We start from the raw sequence: 23,227 nt of genomic DNA, 5'->3' as shown, positions 1-23,227 counted from the left end.
AGCGCATGAACCGCTTCAGCGCGCTCGACGCGGCCGGCTTCAGGCCGCCGCTCGCGCCAGTGGTCCGCAAGCGAAGCGCGTCCGTGCGCATGAGCGGACAAGGCGATCTCTTCGACTGAGCGCATGCATTGTCTGACACGCAGACGGCAGACATTTGCCTGAACAAAGCATCAGGCATCCAGTCGAAAATTGATCGCATCTTGAGGAGGCCATCATGCAAACCACCTGGATCGTCGCAGCGGATGAACATCGCGCCAGAATTTTCGAGGTAGAAGGCAAGCAGAGCAATTTTCACGAAATAGAAGACTTCATCAATCCGCAGGCGCGGCTAAGCGACCGCGACATCAATACCGACGCCAAAGGCCGGTATTTCGGTCGGGGCCAAGGCGCCGGCGACACATCAGATCCGAGCGTCACCGCTGAACAGCATGCTGCGGATTTGTTTTCCAAATCGGTAGGCGCCTATCTTGATCAGGCGCGCCGGGAACATCGTTACGACAAGCTGCGCCTGATTGCCTTTCCGAAATTTCTTGGTGCCTTGCGCAAGCACCTGAGCAAGGAGACGCAACAACTAGTCGAAGACGAGATTTCCAAAAACATCTCCAATTTTGAACCCCGGCAGGTCGAGGAATACATCAGGACCAAATTGCATTGAGCCGTTTTGTTTGACATTGCTGACAAGCTCTCGCGCAGCTTTCCTACAGAACATTTGAACCGCAGATGGTCCAATGAATTGACGCGTTTGCGTTCGAAAAACTCACCAAGGAGATCAAGATGATGAAATCTACAAGCGCAATTGCCCTGGCTTCCGCACTTTTGTTTTCTACGGCCGCGTTTGCTCAGTCAGTCAATAACGGCACAGCCCCTAACACGGCAACTACGCCGGATGGAGTCACTCCTACACCGGACGCGACCAATTCGCGGCCGAAATCGGATTCGATGAAGTCCGGCACGCATCACAAGAAGCACAAAAAGTCGCATTCGTCCCGTTCGTCGCAAAGCGGCTCGGATATGGGTACGAATTCAAAACCGCAAGGATCGACCATGCAGACCACGCCTGACGGCGTAACGCCTACGCCCGATGCAACGGTGCCGGCGAAATAAGCTTCTTCAACACTATTCCAGCTAGTTCCATTGGCCATCGTACAGATGGCCTTTTTCATGACACTATTAAACCGACGGTTACTGCTGTGATATGTGCGGCCATCTTGAGAAGGGATTTGATCATGATGAAGATTGCCATCGCTACCGTACTGTTGCTCTGCTCGGTCCTGCAGCCTGTTCATGCAAGAACCGAACAGGAGAGAATTGATTCCTGCCGGAATGAGATCAGCGGAACCAGCGGCGACTACAAGCGATGTCTGCGGCAGAGCCGCGACAAGGTCCACAGCAAAAAGGAGCGAGAACATAGGCAGCGAGCTTGCAAGATCGCCGCCAAAGGCAGAAAAGGACAAGACAGAGAAAACTATATCCGCAAGTGTCTGCGCAGAAAGTGAGAGCGATTTCGCCAGCTCTAAAATGCCGTCCATAAAAAAGGGTTACTCATGTTGAGAGTAACCCTTTGCATATGGTGCCGGCTGCAGGACTCGAACCCGCCACCCCATGATTACAAATCATGTGCTCTACCTGATGAGCTAAGCCGGCAAACTTTTGAAGGCAGTATTGTACCTACTTAATACGCGTCAGAGTAGGCCTGCCGCCTTTTTTCGGTGGCTCCGGTTCGTGATCGGAATCGTCGTCGGAGACTTCACCACTTTCATCGGCTTTGCCTTGCGATGTTGGCACTGAAGTCAGTGTCGGAGCGGATGACGCCGGTTCGTTTCGATCGGAGATTTCTTCTACCGGTTCGGTAACGGCCTCATCGGCAGATGCAACCGTTGCTTCAAATGCCATGCCCTGTCCGTTCTCACGTGCGTAAATGGCAACGACGTTGTCGACCGGAACCACGATATCGCGCGAAACGCCGCCAAAACGCGCACTGAAGCGAACAAGATCGTTTTCCATCTTCAAGCCACTGGTTGCACTGAAGCTGATGTTCAAAACGATCTCGCCATTCTTGACGAATTCCATCGGCACGCGCGTACGTGTATCCACCACGGCTGCCATGTAGGGGGTATAGCCGTTATCCGTGCACCATTCATAAATGGCACGCAACAGATACGGCTTGGTAGATGTTTCTGACATGATTTGAAACTGCGTCTTGCAACCCCATGCGTCGTCCGTGTTGCCGTACAAGTTACAGCGACAAGGACTGAGGCATGGTCAGGCTTTTAGCGGCGCATGACCTTTTCGGATGGTGTCAACGCTTCGATATAGGCAGGACGCGAGAAGATGCGTTCTGCGTATTTCATCAGCGGTGCAGCAGTTTTCGACAGTTCGATACCATAATGATCGAGACGCCACAACAGCGGTGCAATTGCGACATCCAGCATCGAGAATTCATCACCCAGCATGTACTTGTTCTTCAGGAACAACGGTGCCAGCGTAGTCAGGCGATCGCGAATTTCATTGCGAGCCTTTTCCTGGATCTTCTCACCGCCACGCCCCTTGTCGTTTTCCAGGGTATGAACGTGAATGAACAATTCCTTTTCGAAATTGAACAACATCAGTCGCGCGCGCGCGCGCATCAGCGGATCGGCCGGCATCAGTTGCGGATGCGGGAAACGTTCGTCAATGTATTCATTGATGATGTTGGATTCGTACAGGATCAGATCACGTTCGACCAGAATAGGCACCTGACCGTACGGATTCATCGTCGAGATGTCTTCCGGCTTGTTGAACAGATCAACGTCGCGTACTTCGAAATCCATGCCCTTTTCGAACAAGACGAGGCGGCAACGTTGGGAGAATGGGCAGGTCGTGCCCGAATAAAGAACCATCATTTTGCAGTTTCCTTAAGAAACAAAAGGGTGAGACGCTGGACGGCTCACCCCAGAACAGCTGCCCGCAAGACCTTGCGGGCAAAAATTACTTGACGTCTTTCCAGTAGGAAGCGTTCAAGCGCCAGGTGATCACGATGAAAACACCCAGGAACAGCAATACCCAGACGCCGAGGCGTTTGCGGGTATTTTGTGCAGGTTCGGCCATCCACGTCATGAACGAGACAAGATCGGCAACCGACTTGTCGTATTCAAGCGAAGTCATTTTACCCGGCGTTACTTGCTCGAAGCCGGCAAACTTGTGAATGACCTTGCTTTCATCATGCGGATCTTTTACTTCATCGAATTTTGGTGCACGTATGCCCTGCAGCTCCCACAGGACGTGCGGCATGCCGACGTTCGGGAACACCATGTTGTTCCAACCGGTCGGGCGCGTATCGTCCTTGTAGAACGTACGCAGGTAGGTATACAACCAGTCAGGACCTGAACCGGCGCCGGATGCCTTGGCGCGTGCAATCACGGACAGATCTGGCGGCGTTGCACCGAACCACGCCTTCGCATCCTTGGGCGCCATCGCCACTGTCATCATGTCGCCGACCTTGTCAGACGTGAACAGCAGATTCGCCTTGATTTGCTCATTCGTCAGGCCGATGTCCTGCAGCTTGCTATAGCGCAGAGACGAGGCCGAGTGGCAGTTCAGGCAATGGTTGACGAACAGGCGGGCGCCATTCTGCAATGCTGCGAGATCTTTCGTGTGGTCAGGTGCCTGGTCCAGCGGGAACTCGGATTCGGCGGCCAGCGCCAAACCCGGCAGCAGCACCAGCGTCGCAATCAATTTTTTCAGCAATGTCATGTTCTTTATCCTTATGCGACTCAGTGCGGATGGAAAACAACGCGGTCAGGCACAGGCTTGAATGTGCCCAATGCGCTCCACCACGGCATCAGCAGGAAGAAACCGAAATAGACGAAAGTACAGATTTGCGACACGGTCGTACGGCCATCGGTCGGCGGCAACACGCCCAGATAACCGAGAATGACGAAGGCGATACCGAACACGATGTAAATGTACTTGTGCCAGCTAGGACGATACCGAATCGATTTGACCGGAGATGTGTCGAGCCAAGGCAGGCCGAACATGATCATGACCGATACGCCCATCAGCACGACGCCCCAGAATTTCGCATCGAAGATGAACATGCCGGCGATGACAGCCAGACCGATGACAGCGGCAGCGATCTTGAACTTGCTGGCCAATTTCGTCCTGACAATAATCAACGCCACATAGGCGGCCACTCCGGCAGCCAGCCAGACCATGAAGTCCGATGTGGTCGCGCGCAGAATCGAATAAAACGGCGTGAAGTACCAGACCGGTGCGATGTGTGGCGGCGTTTTCAGCGGGTCGGCCGGGACGAAGTTGTTGTACTCAAGGAAGTAACCACCCATTTCCGGCGCGAAGAACACGACTGCCGTAAAGATCAGCAGGAAAATCGTCACGATGAAAATATCGTGCACCGAGTAGTAAGGATGGAATGGAATACCATCGAGCGGGATGCCATTCGCATCCAGTTTTTCCTTGATCTCGACACCGTCCGGATTGCTCGAACCTACTTCATGCAATGCCACGATGTGCGCCACGACCAGACCGATCAGCACCAGCGGGATGGCAATCACGTGGAATGCGAAGAAGCGGTTCAATGTCGCATCGGAGACAACGTAATCGCCGCGAATCCACAACGACAGATCAGGACCGATGAACGGGATCGCACCGAACAGGTTGACGATCACCTGTGCGCCCCAGTACGACATCTGGCCCCAAGGCAGCAGGTAACCGAAGAACGCTTCGGCCATCAGGCACAGGAAGATGCCGACGCCGAACAGCCAGACCAGTTCACGCGGTTTGCGATACGAACCATACAACAGGCCGCGCAGCATGTGGATGTACACCACGATGAAGAATGCCGATGCGCCGGTCGAGTGCATGTAGCGCACTAGCCAGCCCCACGGGACGTCGCGCATGATGTATTCGACGGATGCAAACGCAAGATTCGCGTCCGGTTTGTAATGCATGACGAGGAAAATACCGGTGACGATCTGGATCACCAGCACCAGCAGTGCGAGCGAACCGAAAACGTACAGGAAGTTGAAGTTCTTGGGAGCGTAATACTCGGAAAGATGTGCTTTCCAGGTGGACGACAACGGGAAGCGGGCATCAATCCAGTTCAATGCCTTGTCGCTGACGGGCGCATCCGCAGGCAGTTGTTTCTCTTGGAAAGCCATGATTACGCCTCACCTTTCTCATCTTTGCCGATGACCAGTTTGGTGTCGCCTTCAAACATGTAAGGCGGGACCTGGAGGTTGTCCGGCGAAGGCTTGTTCTTGTAAACGCGCCCGGCCAGATCGAAGGTGGAACCATGACACGGGCACAGGAAACCGCCATGCCAGTCATCCGGCAGCGAGGGCTGTGCGCCCGTCTGGAATTTTGAGGTTGGGGAGCAACCCAGATGCGGACAGATCCCGACAACGACCAGCAGATCCTTTTGACGGGAACGCCATTCATTCATCGCGTATTCCGGCGTGGTCGAGAACTGGGTACGCTTGGATTCCGGATCGGCAACCTGGGCATCAACTGCCTTCAGGGATTCGATCTGTTCTGGCGTACGCTTGAGGATCCAGACGGGTTTGCCACGCCATTCGACGGTGCGCATTTCGCCTGGTGCCAGTGTTGAGACATCGACTTCAACCGGTGCGCCAGCGGCTTTCGCACGCTCCGACGGTTGAAAGGTAGAGACCAATACTCCTGTTGTAGCCAATCCAGCCACGCCGCCTGCCGCACATGTGGCGACGAGCAAACCACGTCGACCGGAGTCGACCTGCTTTTCGTTACTCATACCAACCCCAGTTATGAAATGCGAAATCGTACGAAACTACTAGCAACCTTTGATTATAACGGAGTCAACTTCCGTTTTAAAAGCAAATAGATGTTCCTTTGACTACTTTTCTGGAACTTTTCGAATACTTTGGATATTCCACCTGCTTCTTTGCGAGGCATTATCCACGAATATGCCCTCTTGTATGCATAAATTTGATTTGACCTTTATGAGAGCAAAAACTAGCATACGGCGGCGCGTTGTACTTTTACAAATACAGAAAAAGGAAGGATTCGACCATGAGCATACTGCAGGAATTCAAGGCTTTTGCCGTCAAGGGCAATGTGGTCGATCTGGCAGTAGCGGTCATTATCGGCGCGGCATTCGGCAAGATTGTCGACTCGCTGGTGCAGGATATCGTGATGCCGATCGTCGGCAAAATCTTCGGCGGGCTGGACTTCAGCAACTACTACATCCCGCTGAACGACCAAGCGTCCAATCTGCCATTGATCGAAGCAAAAAAACTTGGTGCAGTTTTGGCCTACGGCAATTTCATCACCATTTCGCTGAATTTCATCATTCTTGCTTTCATCATTTTTCAGATGGTACGCATCATCAACAAGGTCAAAAAAGCCGAACCGCCTGCACCGGAAGCTGCCACGCCGGAAGACATCGTTCTGCTGCGTGAAATCCGCGACTCGCTGAAAAAATAAAGCACCCAAATAAAAAAGAGTCCGACGGACTCTTTTTATTGCTCATGCCTGCCGCGCCTTGAGCCGGTCCATCTGCAGCAGCCCGCGCCGGTTTGCCTCGTACACTGCTTCACCGCGCGAATGCACTGACAGTTTGTCGTAAATGTTCTTGATGTGCGTCTGCACTGTTCCAACCGACAGTGACAACTGTTTCGCCACCTCGCCATAACTGTCGCCACGCGCAATCAAATCCAGAATTGCCGCTTCACGCTTGGTTAAATAAACTTCAGGCAGCTTGCTGCCACTTTGTACCTCAACCGCCTCAACCACCGGCTTACCGCGCATTTTCGCCAGCACCTTGCGTGCAATGGTCGGGCTGATCGGCGAACCGCCTTTATGCAATTCCAGCAACGACGACACGATGTCCGGTTGCCCGGCATCCTTCAACACATAACCTGAAGCACCTGCCTCGATGCTGGCGAGGATGTTGTCATCGTCACTCGATGTCGTGATTACCAAGATACCTGAATCCGGATGACGGTTTGCGCAATAACGGATGACATCGATGCCGGTGCCGTCCGGCAGGCCGAGATCGACCAGCAGAATGGAAGCTGACTGCTTTTCCAGCCATGCCAGTGCGGACTGGACACAATCCAGCGCAGCCAGCAACTTGAGCGATGGTTCTTTTTCAATTGCCAGCGACAAGGCTCGACGCGTGACTGCGTCGTCCTCTACCACCAGAACGGTGATCGGTTTTTCGTCGGTTACCGGTTGCAACATGTTGTCCCGTCTCCTGCGCAATAAAATCAACGCGCACGTAATTATTGTGAGAAGCGAGTTATATCATAGCAACATGCCGTTTGCCGACAAAATGGGCCTACCGCGTTGACATGTAATACACAGCATCAAACCGGATTGTCGATATCGATGAAGTGACACGTGATGCCGAATGTTTTCGCAATGCGTTCGCCCAATGCCTTAATGCCGTAGCGCTCTGTCGCGTGATGTCCACAGGCCAGATAAGCCACGCGCGCCTCACGCGCAAGATGCACGGTCGGCTCCGATATTTCGCCGCTAAGATAGACATCGGCACCGGCAGCGACGGCATCGCCGAGCAAACTCTGTGCGGCGCCGGTGCACCAACCGACCTTGCCTACCTTTTGCGCCGGATCGCCGATCAGCAACGGCACGCGCCCCAGGCGCTGCTCGATCCGCTGGGCCAGCGCACCGACCGAATCAACCATCGCATCATCAGTCACTCCGAGCCAGCCCAAGTCATCCTCGCCGAAACGCGATTCCGGCAACAAGCCGAGCAGGCGCGCCAGTTGCACGTTGTTGCCAAACTCTGCATGCATGTCGAGCGGCAGATGGTATGCGAACAAATTGATGTCATGTTCCAGCAGCAACTTGAGCCGCGTGTGTTTTTGCCCGATCACGCGCATGTCTTCACCACGCCAGAAGTAACCGTGGTGCACGAGAATCGCATCGGCGCCTTTTTCAATCGCCGCCTCCAGCAACGCGACACTGGCTGTCACACCGGTCACGATTGTTTCGATTTGTGAACGTCCTTCTACCTGAAGGCCGTTTGGGCAATAATCCCGAAAACGAGTAATATCAAGCGTGCTGGCCAGATATTTGGCGAGTTCATCTCTGGCTATCGATTTCTGACTCATCTTCCTACCCTTTTATGCGACGTCTCTGGCTGTTGTTTGCGCAAACCGTAACTGTCGGTTTGGCGATCTTGTTCATTGTAGCGACCTTGAAACCCGAGTGGGGCGGCGGTGTTTTCGGCACTGCCCAAAAAGTACGCAGCGCCACATCGATTCCGATGCTGGAAGCGCCACCCAACACGCCGCCAACGCAGGGATCGTTCCGCGACGCAGCCAAATTGGCAATGCCGTCCGTGGTCAACATCTTCACCAGCAAGACCGCCGCACCATCGCAGAACCCGTTCATGGACGATCCGTTCTTCCGTAAATTCTTCGGCGATCGCTTCGACGAAGAACAGGAAAAACAGGTCAGCCTAGGGTCCGGCGTCATTGTCAGCCAGCAAGGCTACATCCTGACGAATAATCATGTGGTCGAAGCCGCCGACGAAATCGAAGTCGCGCTGGCCGATGGTCGCAAGGCGCTTGCCAAAGTCGTCGGCTCCGATCCGGAAACCGATCTCGCCGTCGTCAAGATCGATCTCGACAATCTGCCCGCCATCACGCTCGGCCATGTCGAAGAAGCAAAAGTTGGCGACGTCGTGCTGGCGATCGGCAATCCGTTCGGCGTCGGCCAAACGGTCACGATGGGCATCATTTCCGCACTCGGCCGCAATCACCTTGGCATCCTCGACGCATTTGAAAACTTCATCCAGACCGACGCTGCCATCAATCCCGGCAACTCCGGTGGCGCGTTGATCGACGCCAACGGCAATCTGCTCGGCATCAACACCGCAATTTATTCGCGCAGCGGCGGCTCGCTCGGCATCGGCTTTGCGATCCCGGTCACAACGGTCAAATCGGTCATGGATGCCATCATCAAGGACGGCCAGGTCATCCGCGGCTACATTGGCGTCGAACCGCAAGACATCACACCGGAACTGGCAGAAAGTTTCGGCCTGAAGAAAAGCAACGGCGCGATCATCGCCGGCGTTTTGCGCGGCGGCCCTGCGGACAAGGCGGGCATGCAACCGGGCGATATTCTGGTCTCAGTCGATGGAAAGAACGTGGCGGACATGGCCGACATGCTCAATCAGATTGCGCAACTATCGCCAGGGAAGAAAGCTTCCATCGTCGTGCTGCGCCGCAATCAGGAAACCACGCTCAGCGTTGTGGTCGGCATTCGTCCGAAAGCACCTCCGCGCGAAGCGGAATAAGCGACCCTTGATCGAATAAACAGGAAGATCCATGCACGTCCGCGACTTGACGCAATATTTGGCCGAGCTGTCGGAGAACAACAACCGTGCGTGGTTTGTGATGAACAAGCCGCGCTATGACATTCTCCGCGCCGAATTTCTCGAACTGGTGATTCGTTTGATTGCCAACATCAGCAAGTTCGATCCGGCCATTGCCGGCTGCAATCCGAAAAAAGCCATGTTCCGCATCAATCGCGACATGCGTTTTTCGAAGGAAAAGATTCCGTACAAGACGCATTTTTCGGCGGCCATCACTGCCAGCGGTTTGAAGAAGCCCAGCCAGGGCGGTGGCCCGGCCTATTATTTTCAGATCAATGAAAAGGGATTGCTGCTGGTCGCAGGCGGCGAGTATTTGCCGCCATCGGATCGCCTGCGCGCGATCCGTCAGCGCATCGTCGACGATCCGGGCAGTTTTTCCAAGGTGATTAATAATCGCAAAATGAAGGAAACCTACGGCGACCTTCAACAGGAAGGCAAGTTGACGCGTCCGCCAAAAGGGTTCGACGTCGATGCGCCCCATCTGGAATACATCAAGCTGAAAAGCTTTATTGTCTGGCAGGAGATGCCCGTCATCAAGGATCCGGATGCACTGGAAAAACTATTGATGTCGGGATTCAAGGACGCGTGGCCGCTGATCAGCTGGCTGCGTCAAATTTAGGCAATCAGACCGATTCCGATTCGGCCGGTGCCTGCGTGATCTTCACGAACATCGGCGCCAGCAGCAAGCCGACTTCATACAACAGGCAAAGCGGCACGGCGAGCAGCATCTGGCTCATCACGTCTGGCGGCGTCACGACCGCGGCAACAACGAACGCGCCGACAATCACATAGGGGCGTATCTGTTTGAGTTTTTCGACGGATACCAAACCCATCCGCACCAGCACGATCACCACAATCGGCACTTCAAACGTCAGGCCGAACGCGACAAACATCGTCATCACGAAACTGAAATAGCTATCGATATCCGGCGCGACCGAAATCGAATGCGGCGCAAAATTGTTGATGAAATGAAAAATCACGCCGAACACGAGGAAATAACAGAACGCCACGCCAGCGATAAACAAGACCGATGAAGATATTACCAGCGGCGCGATCAGCTTCTTTTCGTGCGAATACAAACCCGGCGCAACAAATGCCCACATCTGGTACAGCACCCAGGGCAAGGCGATGATGAAGGCCACCAGCATCGTTACCTTGACCGGAATCAGGAACGGCGTGATCACTCCGATTGCAATCATCTTGCTGCCCTGCGGCAGCGACTGCATCATCGGCAGCGCCAGATAATCGTAAATGTTGCCGGCCCACGGCATCAGGCACAGGAAGATGACGATCACCGCGATTGCAGCTTTCATCAGTCGGCTGCGCAGCTCGATCAGGTGCGAGATGAACGAATCTTCGTTGCCAATCATGTCTTGTTTTCAGCCGTCGTCGAGCAACGGACATTGTCTGTGTTGGAAAAACCGGTGCAGTCAGATACGAACTGCGTCATTGGAAGAAGGAAGGAGATTTGCGTGCGCTGGCGGGACGGTATTTCGCCATGCGTGCCGCACCGGAAATAACACGTGAACGCTGACCGCTCTGTCGCTTGTACCAGGAAGGAACGGCCGACGTGTGCGCCAGCTTTTTCTTGCGGAAATCCTTCGACTTCACAATGCTCGAATCAAAGGGGGGTGAACTCAACGCCTCGGTCTGGCCTGAAGGCTCGTCCCATACCGATCGTAATTCGCCTTCCGTCTCCGACAGATTGCGTGAGATCGTCCGCTCCACGTCGCCGGCAGCAGACTGAATGTCCTGATGCATCTTGCGCAATTCGTCGAGCTCCATCTCTCGACTGACTTCGGATTTCACTTCATTGATATAACGCTGCGCCCGGCCGAACAGGGTACCGGCCATGCGCGCAACCTTCGGCAGTTTTTCCGGGCCGATGAATACCAGCGCTGCAACGCCGATGATCGCGAGCTTGGAGAAGGCGATGTCGATCATGTGATGTGCGATAGGCTGAACATGTTTCGCGACATCCGATTAATCAACCAGGATCGGAACGTCGCGAGAATGATCAACTGTTCGACTTCTCTTTCACTTCGACATCGACAGTGCTTTTGTCAGCGACCTGCGAAGGCGCAGCTTGCGACGAAGCTTTTTCTTCTTCGCCTTTTACGCCATCCTTGAATCCCTTGACCGCCTTGCCGACGTCCGAGCCGATGTTGCCCAGTTTTTTGGTGCCGAAAACCAGCATCACGATGACCAGTACGATCAGCCAGTGCCAGATGCTAAATGAACCCATTGCTTTCTCTCCTTGATGGCATTCGCCTAGAAATTTCTGCGTCCCGTCAGACCGGGGAACGCGTCCACGGACGCGGTCCGCCGATTACGTGCATGTGCAGATGGTACACCTCTTGTCCGCCGTCAGGTCCGGTGTTGAACAGCGTCTTGAAACCACCCTTCGCCTCGCCGTTTTCCACGCTGTAGCCGCATCCGAGCTGCTGCGCCAGTTTCGGCGCCAGCAGGGACATTTTACTCAACAACGCGCCATCCGCTTCCGTGCAGTCAGCCAGTGTGGCGATGTGTTTCTTGGGAACAATCAGAAAGTGAACCGCTGCCGCCGGATTGATATCGTGGAAAACCAGCAGATCGTCGTCTTCGTGAATAATTTTCGATGGGATCTGTTTCGCGGCGATTTTACAAAAGATGCAGTTATCCAAAACGCACTCCGTCTCTCTCGAATATTTTAAGCAGCATGAATGACGTACAGATGACAATCACTGTGCACGTGCCGCTTTTTCATCCAGACCGGACAAGCCTTCGCGGCGCGCCAGTTCGTTCAGCACATCCTGCGGCGTCAGATCGAACTGCGCCAGCATGACCAGCGAATGAAACCACAGGTCGGCGCACTCGTACAGCACCTTGGATTTGTCGCCATCCACGCGGGCATCCTTGGCTGCCATCACGGTTTCGGTCGCCTCTTCACCGATTTTTTTCAGGATCGCGTCGTCGCCCTTCGAGAACAGGCGTGCGACATAGGATTTCTCCGGATCGCCGCCGTTGGACGGTTTGCGCGACTCGATGACTTCCGCCAGGCGTTTCAAGGTATCGCTCATCACCGATGCACTTTCACTTGTAAATATCGTCCGGATTTTTCAGGACCGGTTCGACTGTCTGCCAGTCGCCGTTGCCGGCATCGCCTTCGAATTTCTGGAAGAAGCAGGAATGCCGTCCGGTGTGGCAGGCAACATTGCCAACCTGCTCCACTTTCAACAGAACGACATCTTCGTCGCAATCGAGACGCACTTCATGCACTTTCTGCGTGTGACCGGATTCTTCACCCTTGTGCCACAGCTTCTTGCGCGAACGGCTCCAGTAAACCGCTTCACCTGTTTCGATAGTCCTCGCCAGCGCGTCGCGATTCATCCACGCAAACATCAACACATCGTTGCTGCCGACTTCCTGCGCGATGACCGGCACCAGACCGTGCTCATCCCACTTGACTTTGTTCAACCATTTTGCGTTGCTGCTCATACCAACCTCATCGGAATGCCTTGTCCGGCCATGAAGCTTTTGGCTTCCGGCACCGTGTGTTCGCCATAATGGAAAATACTGGCAGCCAGAACGGCATCGGCATGGCCGAGCTTGATGCCGTCCGCCAGATCCTGCAAACCGCCGACGCCGCCCGAGGCGATGACCGGAATGCTGATTGCATCCGAAACCGCGCGCGTCAACGCCAGATCAAATCCGGATTTGGTGCCGTCGCGGTCCATGCTGGTCAACAGGATTTCACCCGCGCCCAGGCTTTCCATTTTTTTTGCCCATTCGACCGCATCCAGTCCGGTCGCCTTGCGACCGCCGTGCGTGAATACTTCCCAGCGACCGTCCGCAGCTTTCTTCGCATCGATGGCCACCACGATGCATTGCGAACCGTATTTCTGCGATGCGTCGAACACTAGTTGCGGATTGCTGATTGCCGAACTGTTGATGCCAACCTTGTCGGCACCTGCGTTGAGCAAACGGCGCACATCGTCCACCGCACGCACACCCCCGCCGACCGTCAGCGGAATGAAGACCTCGGATGCGACTGCTTCAATGATATCGAGAATGAGATCACGGCCATCCGAGGTGGCAGTGATATCGAGAAACGTGATTTCGTCCGCGCCCTGCGCGTCGTAGCGACGTGCAATCTCCACCGGATCGCCGGCGTCGCGCAACTCAAGAAAATTGACGCCCTTGACGACACGACCCGCAGTCACGTCCAGACAAGGAATGATGCGTTTTGCCAGAGTCATTATGCGTCGGCGTCCGCTTGCGTTTCTGGATCAACGCCGCTCAATGTGTCCGCCCGTTCCTGCGCCGAACGCAGATCAAGCGTGCCTTCGTAAATCGAACGGCCACAGATGACGCCTTCAATGCCTTCGGCCTGCACCGCGCACAAGGCTTCCACATCCTTGACGCTGTGCACGCCGCCGGAGGCGATGACCGGGATCGTCATGCTCTGCGCCAGCTTGACTGTGGCATCGATGTTGACGCCGCCCATCATGCCGTCGCGACCGATATCGGTATAGACAATGGCTTCGCAACCGTAATCTTCGAATTTCTTCGCGAGGTCGATCACTTCATGACCGGATAATTTGCTCCAGCCATCGGTTGCGACCTTGCCGTCTTTTGCGTCGAGGCCGACAATAATCTGCCCCGGAAAAGCGCTGCATGCATCATGCAGGAAACCCGGGTTCTTCACCGCCGCGGTGCCGATGATGATGTAGGAAAGTCCGTCATCCAGATAACGCTCAATCGTATCGAGATCGCGGATGCCGCCACCGAGCTGCACCGGGATTTCCTCGATATCGTGTTCCTCGGCGTAATCACGCACCGCCTGCAGAATGGATTTGACTGCCGCTTCATTTTTCGGCTTGCCGGCGAACGCGCCGTTCAAGTCGACCAGATGCAGGCGACGCGCGCCTTGCATCAGCCAGTGGCGCGCCATCTCGGCAGGGTCTTCGGAAAATACGGTGGCCTGTTCCATATCGCCTTGTTTCAGGCGAACACAATGACCGTCTTTGAGATCGATGGCAGGTATGAGCAGCATGGAGTCGTTTTTGTTGAGGTGGTTAAGGGTGAAAGCGGACTCTGCGAATAACGAATTTACGGATCGAATATTACGGATTCCAGTGAACGAAATTTCTGTACAGCTGCAGTCCGGCCGATGCGCTTTTTTCCGGATGGAATTGCGTGGCGAAGATATTATCGCGTGCGATCGCGCTGCAAAACGGTGCGCCGTACGGCGTTTCACCGGCGACATGTGCGCGTTCCGCAGGAACGGCGTAATAGCTGTGCACAAAATAAAAGTAACTGTTGTCGGCGATACCTTCCCACAGCGGATGGGACAACGTCTGTTGCACGCGGTTCCAGCCCATCTGCGGCACCTTGAAGCGCGAACCGTCTTCCTGCAGGCGATCTTCCAGTCTGAACTTCACGACCTTCCCGGGAAACAGGCCAAGCCCTTCCGTATCGCCCTCTTCGCTCCAGTCAAACATCATCTGTTCACCGACGCAAACGCCAAACAGCGGCTTGTTGCGCGCTGCCGCCATCAATTCTTCCTGCAGTCCCGCCGCCTGCAGCGAACGCATGCAGTCCGGAATCGCACCCTGACCAGGCAGCACCACGCGATCGGCGGATTTGATATCGGCCGGCTCGCCGGAAATACGGACATCCGCTTCCGGCGCAGCCTGTCGCAATGCCTGCGCGACCGAGCGCAAATTGCCCATGCCGTAATCCACTACCACTATCTTTTTCATACCGCTGATTCAGACTTCCGAGTTTTTTGAAACGTCCTTGCGTACAAACGCAGCTTACAGGCTGCCCTTGGTCGATGGAATCGTGCCGGCCGCACGCGGATCCAGTTCGGCGGCCATCCGCAATGCGCGGCCGAACGCCTTGAATACGGTTTCGCACTGATGGTGAGCGTTCTCGCCACGCAGGTTATCGACGTGCAGCGAGACCAATGCGTGATTGACGAAGCCCTGAAAAAATTCATGCGTCAGATCGACATCGAAGCTACCGATCATCGAGCGTTTGAACGGAACGTGAAATTCCAGCCCCGGACGCCCGGAGAAATCGATGACGACGCGCGAGAGCGCCTCGTCCAGCGGCACATACGAATGGCCGTAACGACGAATGCCCTTCTTGTCGCCGATCGCTTTTGCAAAAGCCTGTCCCAGCGTGATGCCGACGTCTTCCACAGTGTGATGTGCATCGATGTGCAGATCACCCTTTGCCTCGATCTCCAGATCGATCAGGCCGTGACGTGCGATCTGGTCCAGCATGTGATCGAGAAAAGGCACGCCGGTATTCAGCTTTTGCTGACCGGTGCCGTCAATGTTGATCGCAACGCGAATTTGCGTTTCGTTGGTATTGCGCGTGATTTCTGCGGTACGGGGCGTGGACATGTTCGAGTGACAACGAATAGTGGCAATGAGTGCAGCGATTTCGGCGCCGTGCCTGCAATGCAGGCAACTTTCAGCAATACAAGCATTTTACCCATATTTCGTGACAGCCTTTGCATTCCGGCACGGGAAATAAGGATGCCATGCGATTTATCAACCTTGCAGCAACAATCAGATTGCTTGCGGTACGTCTTTCTGCGGCGACTGCTTCTCCAAACCTGGATCGACAATCTCGGCAGGCGTCACCCCTTGCAACCGCTGATTGATCAACGCGCAATAATCGGCGTTCAGTTCAAAACCGACAAAATCGCGGCCGCAACCGCGTGCGGCAACCGCCGTCGTGCCGCTTCCCATGAACGGATCGAGCACGACCCCGCCGGTCGGGCATGACGCCTTGATCATGCGGCTGACGATTTCCAGCGGCTTTTGTGTCGGGTGGTCGGCGCGCTCGCGGTGTTCGCGATGCAGGCGGGAAACGCTCCACACATCCTTCGGGTTGTAGCCCATCTCCAGCCATTTGGCACCGACGAAAATGGAACGCGAGCGCGCCTTTTTCGTCTCCGCATCGTAAGGAATGCGCACCGCGTCCAGGTCGAAGTAATAGTTTTTACTGTTGGCGAAGAGGCCAATCGTGTCATGCACCGAAGAGAAGCGTCGCGTACTGCCGCCCATCGACGGCACACGGCGATCCCAGATGATTTCGTTGATCATCGTCATGCGCTTCTTCAGCATGACGAACACTTCCGGCGAATAGCGCCACGTGAGGAAGATGTAGAAACTGCCGTTGGGTTGCAGCTTGGGCAACGCTGCGACGATCCATTGCTCCATCCATTGCAGATAGGCCTCGGCTGCCAGCTTGTCGGAATCGTTGCCGTAATCCTTGCCCAGACCATAAGGCGGATCGGCAATGATCAGGTCGACCGCGCCATCCGGAATGCGCGCCAAACCTTCCAGCGCGTCTTCGCAAAAAATGTGGTTGCGCCAGTCGCTCATCGCCGTGGCCGATACTTCTTCACTTCAATCGGTATTCAGCAGAACGCGCGTGCGCCTGCAAACCTTCGCCGTAAGCCAGTTCGGCCGCGACCTTGCCCAGCGTTTGCGCGCCACCTTCGCTGACCATCAGGATGCTCGAACGTTTCTGGAAATCGTAGACCCCGAGCGGCGACGAAAAACGCGCGGTGCGCGATGTCGGCAGCACATGGTTCGGGCCGGCACAGTAATCGCCCAGCGATTCGGAAGAATAACGGCCGAGGAACATTGCGCCTGCGTGGCGAATTTTATCGGCCCATTGCTGCGGATTTTCTGCGGAAATTTCCAGATGCTCGGCCGCGATCAGGTTGGCAATCTCGCATGCCTCATCCATGTCGCGCACCTTGATCAGGGCACCGCGATTTGTCAGCGAGGTTGCGATTACATCCTTGCGCGGCATGTCGACCAGTTGACGATTCACGCTGGCGGCAACGGCGTCCAGATAATCCGCATCCGGGCAGATCAGAATCGATTGCGCCAGCTCGTCGTGCTCTGCTTGCGAGAACAGATCCATTGCGATCCAGTCAGGATCGGTCGTGCCGTCACAGATAACGAGAATTTCCGACGGACCGGCAATCATGTCGATGCCGACCGTGCCGAACACGCGGCGTTTGGCGGCGGCAACATAGGCGTTGCCCGGCCCGACGATCTTGTCGACTTGCGGAATCGTTGTCGTGCCGTAAGCCAGCGCGCCGACTGCCTGCGCGCCGCCAATGGTGAACACGCGGTCGACGCCGGACATGGCTGCCGCAGCGAGCACCAGTTCATTCTTCACGCCGCTCGGGGTCGGTACCACCATGATGACTTCCGGCACACCGGCAACCTTTGCAGGGATCGCATTCATCAACACCGACGACGGATACGCCGCCTTGCCACCCGGCACATACAGACCGACGCGATCGAGCGGCGTCACCTTTTGACCAAGCACGGTGCCATCGGCTTCCGTATAGGTGAAACCATTGGAGCCGATCTCGTTTTTCTGACGCTCGTGATACGCACGTACACGATCGGCTGCCGTCTGCAACGCGGCACGGCGCGCCGGCGTCAATTGATCGAGTGCGGCTTGCAAATCGGCTTGCCCGATTTCCAGCACGGACATGGACGTCGCATCGACCTGATCGAACTGTTTCGTGTATTCCAGAACGGCGGCATCGCCACGCTTTTTCACGTCCTCCAGAATACGCTGTACAGAACGATCGATTGCCTCGTCTTCGGACGCCTCGAATGCGAGCACATCCGCCAGTTGCTTCTTGAAGTCAGGGTGAGTGGAGTCGAATTTTCTGATTTGAATAGCCATGCTGTTTCTCGATCAATTGTTCATGCAATCGCGTACTAGCGACAACGTCAATCTGACGTTGCGTTCAATACGCATCGATCATGCGTACTGCACCGAAGCTTTTTCGAATGCTTCGAGGATGGGTTGCAGTTTTTCCCGCTTCAATTTCAGCGCCGCCTGATTGACGACAAGGCGCGATGAAATTTCCATGATCTGCTCGACTTCGACCAGATGGTTGGCGCGCAGCGTACTGCCGGTGCTGACCAGATCGACGATTGCATCGGCGAGGCCGACCAACGGGCCGAGCTCCATCGAGCCGTACAGCTTGATCAGATCGACGTGCACGCCTTTCGACGCGAAGTGTTCACGCGCGGTCTGCACATACTTGGTGACAACACGCAGACGCGCGCCCTGCTTCACCGCGCTGGCATAGTCGAAGCCATCCTTGACCGCGACCGACATCCGGCACTTCGCGATATTCAGATCGATCGGCTGATACAGCCCTTCACCTCCGTGTTCCAGCAAGACATCCTTGCCTGCCACACCGAAGTCGGCCGCGCCATATTGCACGTAGGTCGGCACGTCGGATGCACGCACGATGATGACGCGCACGTTTGCGTCGTTCGTCGGAAGAATCAGCTTGCGCGATTTTTCCGGATCTTCCGTCACCTTGATGCCGGCCGCTTCCAGCAGCGGCAGCGTTTCCTCGAAGATGCGGCCTTTCGACAGTGCCAGCGTCAGTTGTTGCGTCATGTTATTTCACTCGCTGAATGTGGGCGCCGACGGCGGACAGTTTGACTTCCATGCGATCGTAACCGCGATCCAGATGATAAATGCGATCGATGCAGGTTTCGCCTTCTGCGGCAAGGGCGGCAATCACCAGCGACGCCGAGGCGCGCAAATCGGTTGCCATCACCGGTGCGCCGACCAGTTTGTCGACGCCGTTGATGATGGCGGTATGGCCCTCGATCGTGATGGCGGCACCGAGACGATTCATTTCCTGCACATGCATGAAGCGGTTTTCAAAAATGGTTTCGATCACGCGGCTGCTGCCTTCGGCGATGCAGTTCATCGCCATGAACTGCGCCTGCATATCGGTCGGAAAACCCGGATATTCGGTCGTGCGGAAACTGACCGCCTTCGGTCGCGACGACATCTGGATGCGAATCCAGTCGTCGCCGGACGTCAACACTGCTCCCGCTTCGCGCAACTTGTCGATTGCCGAATCAAATGTATCCGTGCGCACGCGACGCAATGTGACATCACCGCCGGCTGCCGCCACGGCACACAGGAAGGTTGCCGTTTCAATGCGATCCGCAATGACCGTGTGCGACCCGCCATGCAAGCGCTCGACACCTTGAATCACCAGACGATCGGTACCGATGCCACTGATGCTGGCGCCCATCGCCACCAGCAGATTCGCCAAATCGGTGACTTCCGGTTCGCGTGCTGCATTTTCCAGCACGGTCTCGCCCTCGGCCAGAGTCGCTGCCATCAACAGGTTTTCCGTGCCGGTGACGGTAATCATGTCGGTGAGGATGCGCGCGCCTTTCAGGCGTTTTGCCTTCGCGTGAATGTAACCAGCCTCGATCGTGATTTCCGCGCCCATCGCCTGCAAGCCTTTGATGTGCTGATCGACCGGACGCGAACCGATGGCACATCCTCCTGGCAATGACACTTTCGCTTCGCCAAAACGTGCAAGCAACGGACCGAGCACCAGGATCGATGCGCGCATCGTCTTAACCATTTCATAAGGCGCTTCCAACTTGTCGATGGCGCTGCCGTTCAGCGTAACGTTTTCGCCATCCTGCTCAATCTGCAAGCCCATCTGGCGCAGCAGTTTCAGCATCGTGGCCACGTCCTGCAGGCGCGGCACGTTGCCGAGCGAAACGGTGTCCGCCGTCAGCAGGCCTGCACACAGAATCGGCAGTGCCGCATTCTTTGCGCCGGAAATGACGATCTCGCCGGAGAGACGGTGACCGCCCTGTATCAAAAGCTTGTCCATTAACGCAGATCCAGTTCAGTGGTGCTTGTTCAGTAGTACGCGTTCAATCGCATTCGTTCGAGCCGCGACTTGTTGTTGGCTTATTGCTGAAACTCTTCTGGTGTCAGCGTCTTCATCGACAACGCATGAATTTCCGCCTTCATGCGGTCGCCAAGCGCGGCATATACCAGTTGATGACGCTGAATCAGACGCTTGCCGGCAAAGGCACTCGATACGATCACGGCTTCAAAATGCGAACCGTCGCCACTCACTTCAACATGCGTGCAATCAAGTCCTGCGACGATATAGCTTTTTACCAGTTCCGGAGTGGGCAACATGATTTGCCTTTAAGTTTGTTAATTAAATGGATGATCAATGGCGCAGCTTGTAGCCGCTCTTCAGCAAGGTCATGCCGAACGCTGCCAGCACAACCAGAAAACACGTTACAGCCGCACAGCTCGCCAACGGATTCACATCGGACTGACCGAAAAAACCGTAACGGAAACCGTCGATCATGTAAAAGAACGGATTCAAGTGCGAGACCGTCTGCCAGAACGGCGGCAGCGAATGCACCGAATAGAATACGCCGGACAGGAACGTCGCCGGCATGATCAGGAAGTTCTGGAACGCGGCGAGCTGGTCGAATTTTTCGGCCCAGATACCGGCGATCAGACCCATCGTCCCTAGTATTGCCGCACCCAGAATCGCGAAAATCACAATCCACCATGGCGCAACGAAAGACATGTCGGCAAACCATGCCGTCACGATAAACACACCGGTGCCGACCACCAGACCGCGCACCACGGCAGCCAACACATAGGCGCCGAATAATTCCCAATGCGACAGCGGCGGCAACAGCACGAAGACCAGATTGCCGGTGATCTTCGACTGGATCAGCGAGGACGATGAATTGGCGAACGCATTCTGCAGCACGCTCATCATCACCAGCCCGGGAACCAGAAACGCCGTATACGCAACGCCAGGATAGACCTGCACGTGATTCGCCAGCACGTGGCCAAAAACCAGCAGATACAACACAGCCGTCAGAATAGGTGCGGCAACCGTCTGCGTTGCGACCTTCCAGAAGCGCAGCATTTCCTTGTAAAACAATGTCTGGAAACCGGTCATTTCTCACCTTCCATGATCTGGATGAAAACGTCTTCCAGATCGGCTTGTTGCAATTGCATATCGTCGATGACGACGCCCGCCTGGCGCAATTTGGCCAGGATCGGCTCGACATCGCCGTATTCATTAACGCGCAACGTGAATTTATTACCGCCCGCAAGTTCCTCCGGATGTGAAACCAGTTCGTGCAATTCGGTCGGCAATCTGCCGGAGGTCAGCGTCACCACCAACTGCGATCCCGAGATGCGCTTGATCAATGACGACGTCGTATCGAGCGCCACAACCTGTCCGGCCTTCAGCATCGCGACACGATTGCACAGTGCCTGCGCTTCTTCCAGATAGTGTGTCGTCAACACGACCGTGTGGCCTTCCCGGTTCAGGCGGGAGATGAATTTCCACAACGTCTGGCGCAATTCCACATCGACGCCGGCGGTCGGCTCATCCAGCACGATCACCGGCGGCTTGTGCACCAGTGCCTGCGCCACCAGCACGCGACGCTTCATGCCGCCGGACAGCGCGCGCATATTGACGTCAGCCTTGTTGGTCAGGTCGAGGTGATGCATGACCTCGTCGATCCACGCATCATTATTCTTCAGGCCGAAATAGCCGGACTGGATGCGCAACGTTTCGCGCACTGTGAAGAAAGGATCGAACACCAGCTCCTGCGGCACGACGCCCAGCAGTTTGCGCGCCTGACGATAATCGGTCACGACATCGTGTCCGTGTACCGCCACGTTGCCGCTGTCGGCGCGATTGAGGCCGGCGATGATGGAAATCAGCGTCGTCTTGCCGGCGCCATTGGGCCCGAGCAGGCCGAAAAATTCGCCTTCCTCGATCGCGAGCGAAACGCCGTTCAGCGCCTTCAGCGAACGATAGCTTTTTTCGACCTTGTTGATTTGTATGGCAGCCATGTTGGCTATGACACTTTACGCAAGAATGAAACGGCAAACGGCGGCGCATCCTGCACCGGCCGAATGGCGAAACCCTTGATTATATTGGATTTCGGGGTAAAGCTTCAGACTGGAAAATGGCGGTGCGCCGGGAGAAAACTGCTGACAGGGTCAATGATGCGGCTGGGCGGAATGCGGATTGCCAATGCCGATCAACGCCTCGATGTCATAGAGCGCGACCAGACTGCGGAGGTTTTCCGGCAGATTGCGGAAAGCCAGCGAAGCCGCACTCGCCCTGGCAGCGCGTTGCCAGGCCAGCGCAACAGCGACCGCCGATGAATCGACAGTTTTCACCTGCGCAAAGTCGATCTCCGTCTGACCGCCGGCAATTGCCTGCAGCCCGGCATGCAATGCCGTTTTGGCATTGTCGAAGGTCAGCGATGCGTCAGGCTGATACATATCGTTTATCTGAGAAACGGAAGAATTATTGGGCAGCAGGCACAGGTGCCTTGCCGGTTTTTGCCATGCTGCCAGCCAGCTTCTTGTTGCGATCGGCCAGTGTCTTGATCAGGCCGTCGATGCCGGACTTGCTGATTTCAGAGGCAAAGCTGCCCTTGTACGTTTCAACCAACCAGGCGCCAAGCACATTGACGTCGTAGATTTTCCAGCCGGCCGGCGTTTTTTCCAGGCGATAGCTGAGTTGAATCGGCTCGCCGCGCGGCTGGAGCACTTGTGTATTGACGATGACTTCGGTATCGGCAGGATCGGCACGCAGCGGCTTGTATTCGAGCTTTTGATCACGAATTTGCGAAATCGCACCGGAATAGGTGTACATCAACAGGCTGCGGAATTCGGTCGTCAGTTGTTTTTGCTGGTCCGGTGTCGCGTCACGCCAGTAACGACCGGCTGCGAGCGCAGTCATTCGCTGGAAATTAACGTTCGGCAGAATCTTTTCGTCAACGACCTGCTGGATGCGACGAGGATTGCCGTTCTGGATGTCCTTGTCCGATTTGGCGATTGTCATCACTTCTTCGCTGATGCGTTTGATCAGCGCATCCGGCGCTTCCTGTGCGGACGCGTAACCGGCGAAGAACATCGCGGCCAATGCAAAAGAAAGTTTTTTCAGCAAGTTCATGTTTTTAGATCCATTGA

Annotated in this window: 31 protein-coding genes and 1 tRNA gene; 4 read left to right on the top strand and 28 right to left on the bottom strand. The window is 55.5% G+C overall.

From position 1 onward, the window contains the following. Positions 1–214 precede the first annotated feature (214 nt). A complete protein-coding gene (locus VN114_RS10380) occupies positions 215–655 on the top strand; it encodes a host attachment family protein (RefSeq protein WP_325514571.1) in 441 nt (146 codons plus the stop codon). Positions 656–956: 301 nt separating this feature from the next. Here the strand turns inward: VN114_RS10380 and VN114_RS10375 are convergent, their stop codons facing one another. The 7 genes from VN114_RS10375 to petA all read right to left on the bottom strand — a co-directional run bounded on the left by VN114_RS10375 (position 957) and on the right by petA (position 5,767). After that, positions 957–1,529, bottom strand: a complete 573-nt coding sequence (locus VN114_RS10375; RefSeq protein WP_325514569.1) for a hypothetical protein — start codon at positions 1,527–1,529, stop codon at positions 957–959. Positions 1,530–1,568: 39 nt separating this feature from the next. After that, positions 1,569–1,644, bottom strand: a tRNA-Thr gene (locus VN114_RS10370). A gap of 24 nt (positions 1,645–1,668) precedes the next feature. After that, positions 1,669–2,184 (bottom strand): ClpXP protease specificity-enhancing factor, encoded by a 516-nt coding sequence (locus VN114_RS10365; protein WP_325514567.1) that lies wholly within the window; start codon positions 2,182–2,184, stop codon positions 1,669–1,671. Between the two features lie 86 nt (positions 2,185–2,270). Beyond that, entirely contained in the window at positions 2,271–2,882 is a 612-nt protein-coding gene (locus tag VN114_RS10360) for a glutathione S-transferase N-terminal domain-containing protein (protein WP_325514565.1), read from the bottom strand. Positions 2,883–2,967: 85 nt separating this feature from the next. Then, positions 2,968–3,732: a cytochrome c1 gene (locus tag VN114_RS10355; protein WP_325514563.1), complete on the bottom strand. Its 765-nt coding sequence runs from the start codon at positions 3,730–3,732 to the stop codon at positions 2,968–2,970. Positions 3,733–3,752: 20 nt separating this feature from the next. After that, on the bottom strand, positions 3,753–5,159 hold the full coding sequence (locus tag VN114_RS10350) for a cytochrome bc complex cytochrome b subunit (protein WP_325514576.1): 1,407 nt from the start codon (positions 5,157–5,159) through the stop codon (positions 3,753–3,755). Further along, positions 5,159–5,767 carry a ubiquinol-cytochrome c reductase iron-sulfur subunit gene (petA, locus tag VN114_RS10345; protein WP_325514561.1) on the bottom strand — a complete coding sequence of 203 codons (609 nt, stop codon included), beginning with the start codon at positions 5,765–5,767 and terminating at the stop codon, positions 5,159–5,161. Before petA ends, VN114_RS10350 begins: the two co-directional genes overlap by 1 nt. Positions 5,768–6,045: 278 nt before the next feature. Between petA and mscL the strand changes: the two genes are divergently transcribed. After that, positions 6,046–6,459: a large conductance mechanosensitive channel protein MscL gene (gene mscL / locus VN114_RS10340; protein WP_325514559.1), complete on the top strand. Its 414-nt coding sequence runs from the start codon at positions 6,046–6,048 to the stop codon at positions 6,457–6,459. Between the two features lie 42 nt (positions 6,460–6,501). Here the strand turns inward: mscL and VN114_RS10335 are convergent, their stop codons facing one another. Both VN114_RS10335 and VN114_RS10330 read right to left on the bottom strand, forming a co-directional pair. Next, complete coding sequence (locus VN114_RS10335) at positions 6,502–7,218, bottom strand: response regulator transcription factor (protein WP_325514557.1); 717 nt, start codon at positions 7,216–7,218, stop codon at positions 6,502–6,504. A 125-nt stretch (positions 7,219–7,343) separates the two neighbouring features. Next, positions 7,344–8,111 (bottom strand): Nif3-like dinuclear metal center hexameric protein, encoded by a 768-nt coding sequence (locus tag VN114_RS10330; protein WP_325514555.1) that lies wholly within the window; start codon positions 8,109–8,111, stop codon positions 7,344–7,346. 14 nt (positions 8,112–8,125) lie between these two features. Between VN114_RS10330 and VN114_RS10325 the strand changes: the two genes are divergently transcribed. Next, on the top strand, positions 8,126–9,301 hold the full coding sequence (locus VN114_RS10325; RefSeq protein ID WP_325514553.1) for a Do family serine endopeptidase: 1,176 nt from the start codon (positions 8,126–8,128) through the stop codon (positions 9,299–9,301). Positions 9,302–9,332: 31 nt separating this feature from the next. Next, positions 9,333–9,998 carry a DUF2461 domain-containing protein gene (locus VN114_RS10320; protein WP_325514551.1) on the top strand — a complete coding sequence of 222 codons (666 nt, stop codon included), beginning with the start codon at positions 9,333–9,335 and terminating at the stop codon, positions 9,996–9,998. Between the two features lie 4 nt (positions 9,999–10,002). Here VN114_RS10320 and tatC read toward each other — a convergent pair whose 3' ends face one another. The 19 genes from tatC to VN114_RS10225 all read right to left on the bottom strand — a co-directional run bounded on the left by tatC (position 10,003) and on the right by VN114_RS10225 (position 23,210). Continuing rightward, positions 10,003–10,749: a twin-arginine translocase subunit TatC gene (tatC, locus tag VN114_RS10315; protein ID WP_325514549.1), complete on the bottom strand. Its 747-nt coding sequence runs from the start codon at positions 10,747–10,749 to the stop codon at positions 10,003–10,005. 76 nt (positions 10,750–10,825) lie between these two features. Beyond that, complete coding sequence (gene tatB, locus VN114_RS10310; RefSeq protein WP_325514547.1) at positions 10,826–11,323, bottom strand: Sec-independent protein translocase protein TatB; 498 nt, start codon at positions 11,321–11,323, stop codon at positions 10,826–10,828. 73 nt (positions 11,324–11,396) lie between these two features. Further along, positions 11,397–11,624, bottom strand: coding sequence for a Sec-independent protein translocase subunit TatA (gene tatA / locus VN114_RS10305; RefSeq protein WP_325514545.1), 228 nt, complete (start codon positions 11,622–11,624; stop codon positions 11,397–11,399). Between the two features lie 46 nt (positions 11,625–11,670). Next, on the bottom strand, positions 11,671–12,042 hold the full coding sequence (locus VN114_RS10300) for a histidine triad nucleotide-binding protein (protein ID WP_325514543.1): 372 nt from the start codon (positions 12,040–12,042) through the stop codon (positions 11,671–11,673). 57 nt (positions 12,043–12,099) lie between these two features. After that, a complete protein-coding gene (locus VN114_RS10295) occupies positions 12,100–12,438 on the bottom strand; it encodes a phosphoribosyl-ATP diphosphatase (RefSeq protein ID WP_325514541.1) in 339 nt (112 codons plus the stop codon). A 13-nt stretch (positions 12,439–12,451) separates the two neighbouring features. Continuing rightward, a complete protein-coding gene (gene hisI, locus VN114_RS10290) occupies positions 12,452–12,856 on the bottom strand; it encodes a phosphoribosyl-AMP cyclohydrolase (RefSeq protein WP_325514539.1) in 405 nt (134 codons plus the stop codon). After that, positions 12,853–13,617 carry an imidazole glycerol phosphate synthase subunit HisF gene (gene hisF, locus VN114_RS10285; protein WP_325514537.1) on the bottom strand — a complete coding sequence of 255 codons (765 nt, stop codon included), beginning with the start codon at positions 13,615–13,617 and terminating at the stop codon, positions 12,853–12,855. The genes hisI and hisF overlap by 4 nt, the downstream gene beginning before the upstream one ends. Next, positions 13,617–14,414, bottom strand: a complete 798-nt coding sequence (gene hisA / locus VN114_RS10280) for a 1-(5-phosphoribosyl)-5-[(5-phosphoribosylamino)methylideneamino]imidazole-4-carboxamide isomerase (protein WP_325514535.1) — start codon at positions 14,412–14,414, stop codon at positions 13,617–13,619. The genes hisF and hisA overlap by 1 nt, the downstream gene beginning before the upstream one ends. Positions 14,415–14,484: 70 nt before the next feature. Beyond that, complete coding sequence (gene hisH, locus VN114_RS10275; protein ID WP_325514534.1) at positions 14,485–15,123, bottom strand: imidazole glycerol phosphate synthase subunit HisH; 639 nt, start codon at positions 15,121–15,123, stop codon at positions 14,485–14,487. A gap of 54 nt (positions 15,124–15,177) precedes the next feature. Then, positions 15,178–15,774, bottom strand: coding sequence for an imidazoleglycerol-phosphate dehydratase HisB (gene hisB, locus VN114_RS10270; protein ID WP_325514532.1), 597 nt, complete (start codon positions 15,772–15,774; stop codon positions 15,178–15,180). Positions 15,775–15,942: 168 nt separating this feature from the next. Then, complete coding sequence (locus tag VN114_RS10265) at positions 15,943–16,764, bottom strand: site-specific DNA-methyltransferase (RefSeq protein WP_325514530.1); 822 nt, start codon at positions 16,762–16,764, stop codon at positions 15,943–15,945. A 19-nt stretch (positions 16,765–16,783) separates the two neighbouring features. After that, on the bottom strand, positions 16,784–18,097 hold the full coding sequence (hisD, locus tag VN114_RS10260) for a histidinol dehydrogenase (protein ID WP_325514528.1): 1,314 nt from the start codon (positions 18,095–18,097) through the stop codon (positions 16,784–16,786). 78 nt (positions 18,098–18,175) lie between these two features. After that, positions 18,176–18,829 (bottom strand): ATP phosphoribosyltransferase, encoded by a 654-nt coding sequence (hisG, locus tag VN114_RS10255; RefSeq protein WP_325514526.1) that lies wholly within the window; start codon positions 18,827–18,829, stop codon positions 18,176–18,178. Position 18,830: 1 nt separating this feature from the next. Beyond that, positions 18,831–20,081, bottom strand: a complete 1,251-nt coding sequence (gene murA, locus VN114_RS10250) for a UDP-N-acetylglucosamine 1-carboxyvinyltransferase (protein WP_325514524.1) — start codon at positions 20,079–20,081, stop codon at positions 18,831–18,833. An 80-nt stretch (positions 20,082–20,161) separates the two neighbouring features. After that, a complete protein-coding gene (locus VN114_RS10245) occupies positions 20,162–20,398 on the bottom strand; it encodes a BolA family protein (protein WP_325514523.1) in 237 nt (78 codons plus the stop codon). Between the two features lie 34 nt (positions 20,399–20,432). Then, on the bottom strand, positions 20,433–21,188 hold the full coding sequence (locus VN114_RS10240) for an ABC transporter permease (RefSeq protein WP_325514521.1): 756 nt from the start codon (positions 21,186–21,188) through the stop codon (positions 20,433–20,435). Further along, the gene (locus tag VN114_RS10235) at positions 21,185–22,096 is read right to left on the bottom strand and encodes an ABC transporter ATP-binding protein (RefSeq protein ID WP_325514519.1); all 912 of its coding nucleotides are present in this window, start codon (positions 22,094–22,096) and stop codon (positions 21,185–21,187) included. The genes VN114_RS10240 and VN114_RS10235 overlap by 4 nt, the downstream gene beginning before the upstream one ends. A 150-nt stretch (positions 22,097–22,246) precedes the next feature. Further along, a complete protein-coding gene (locus tag VN114_RS10230) occupies positions 22,247–22,534 on the bottom strand; it encodes an STAS domain-containing protein (RefSeq protein ID WP_325514517.1) in 288 nt (95 codons plus the stop codon). Between the two features lie 25 nt (positions 22,535–22,559). Continuing rightward, positions 22,560–23,210, bottom strand: coding sequence for an ABC transporter substrate-binding protein (locus tag VN114_RS10225; RefSeq protein WP_325514515.1), 651 nt, complete (start codon positions 23,208–23,210; stop codon positions 22,560–22,562). Positions 23,211–23,227: the final 17 nt, after the last annotated feature.

It is taken from the genome of Oxalicibacterium sp., assembly GCF_035565035.1.
Lineage (GTDB): Bacteria > Pseudomonadota > Gammaproteobacteria > Burkholderiales > Burkholderiaceae_D > Oxalicibacterium.
The sequence above is the reverse complement of the archived record's forward strand: the minus strand, read 5'-3'. Positions and strand labels throughout refer to the sequence as shown.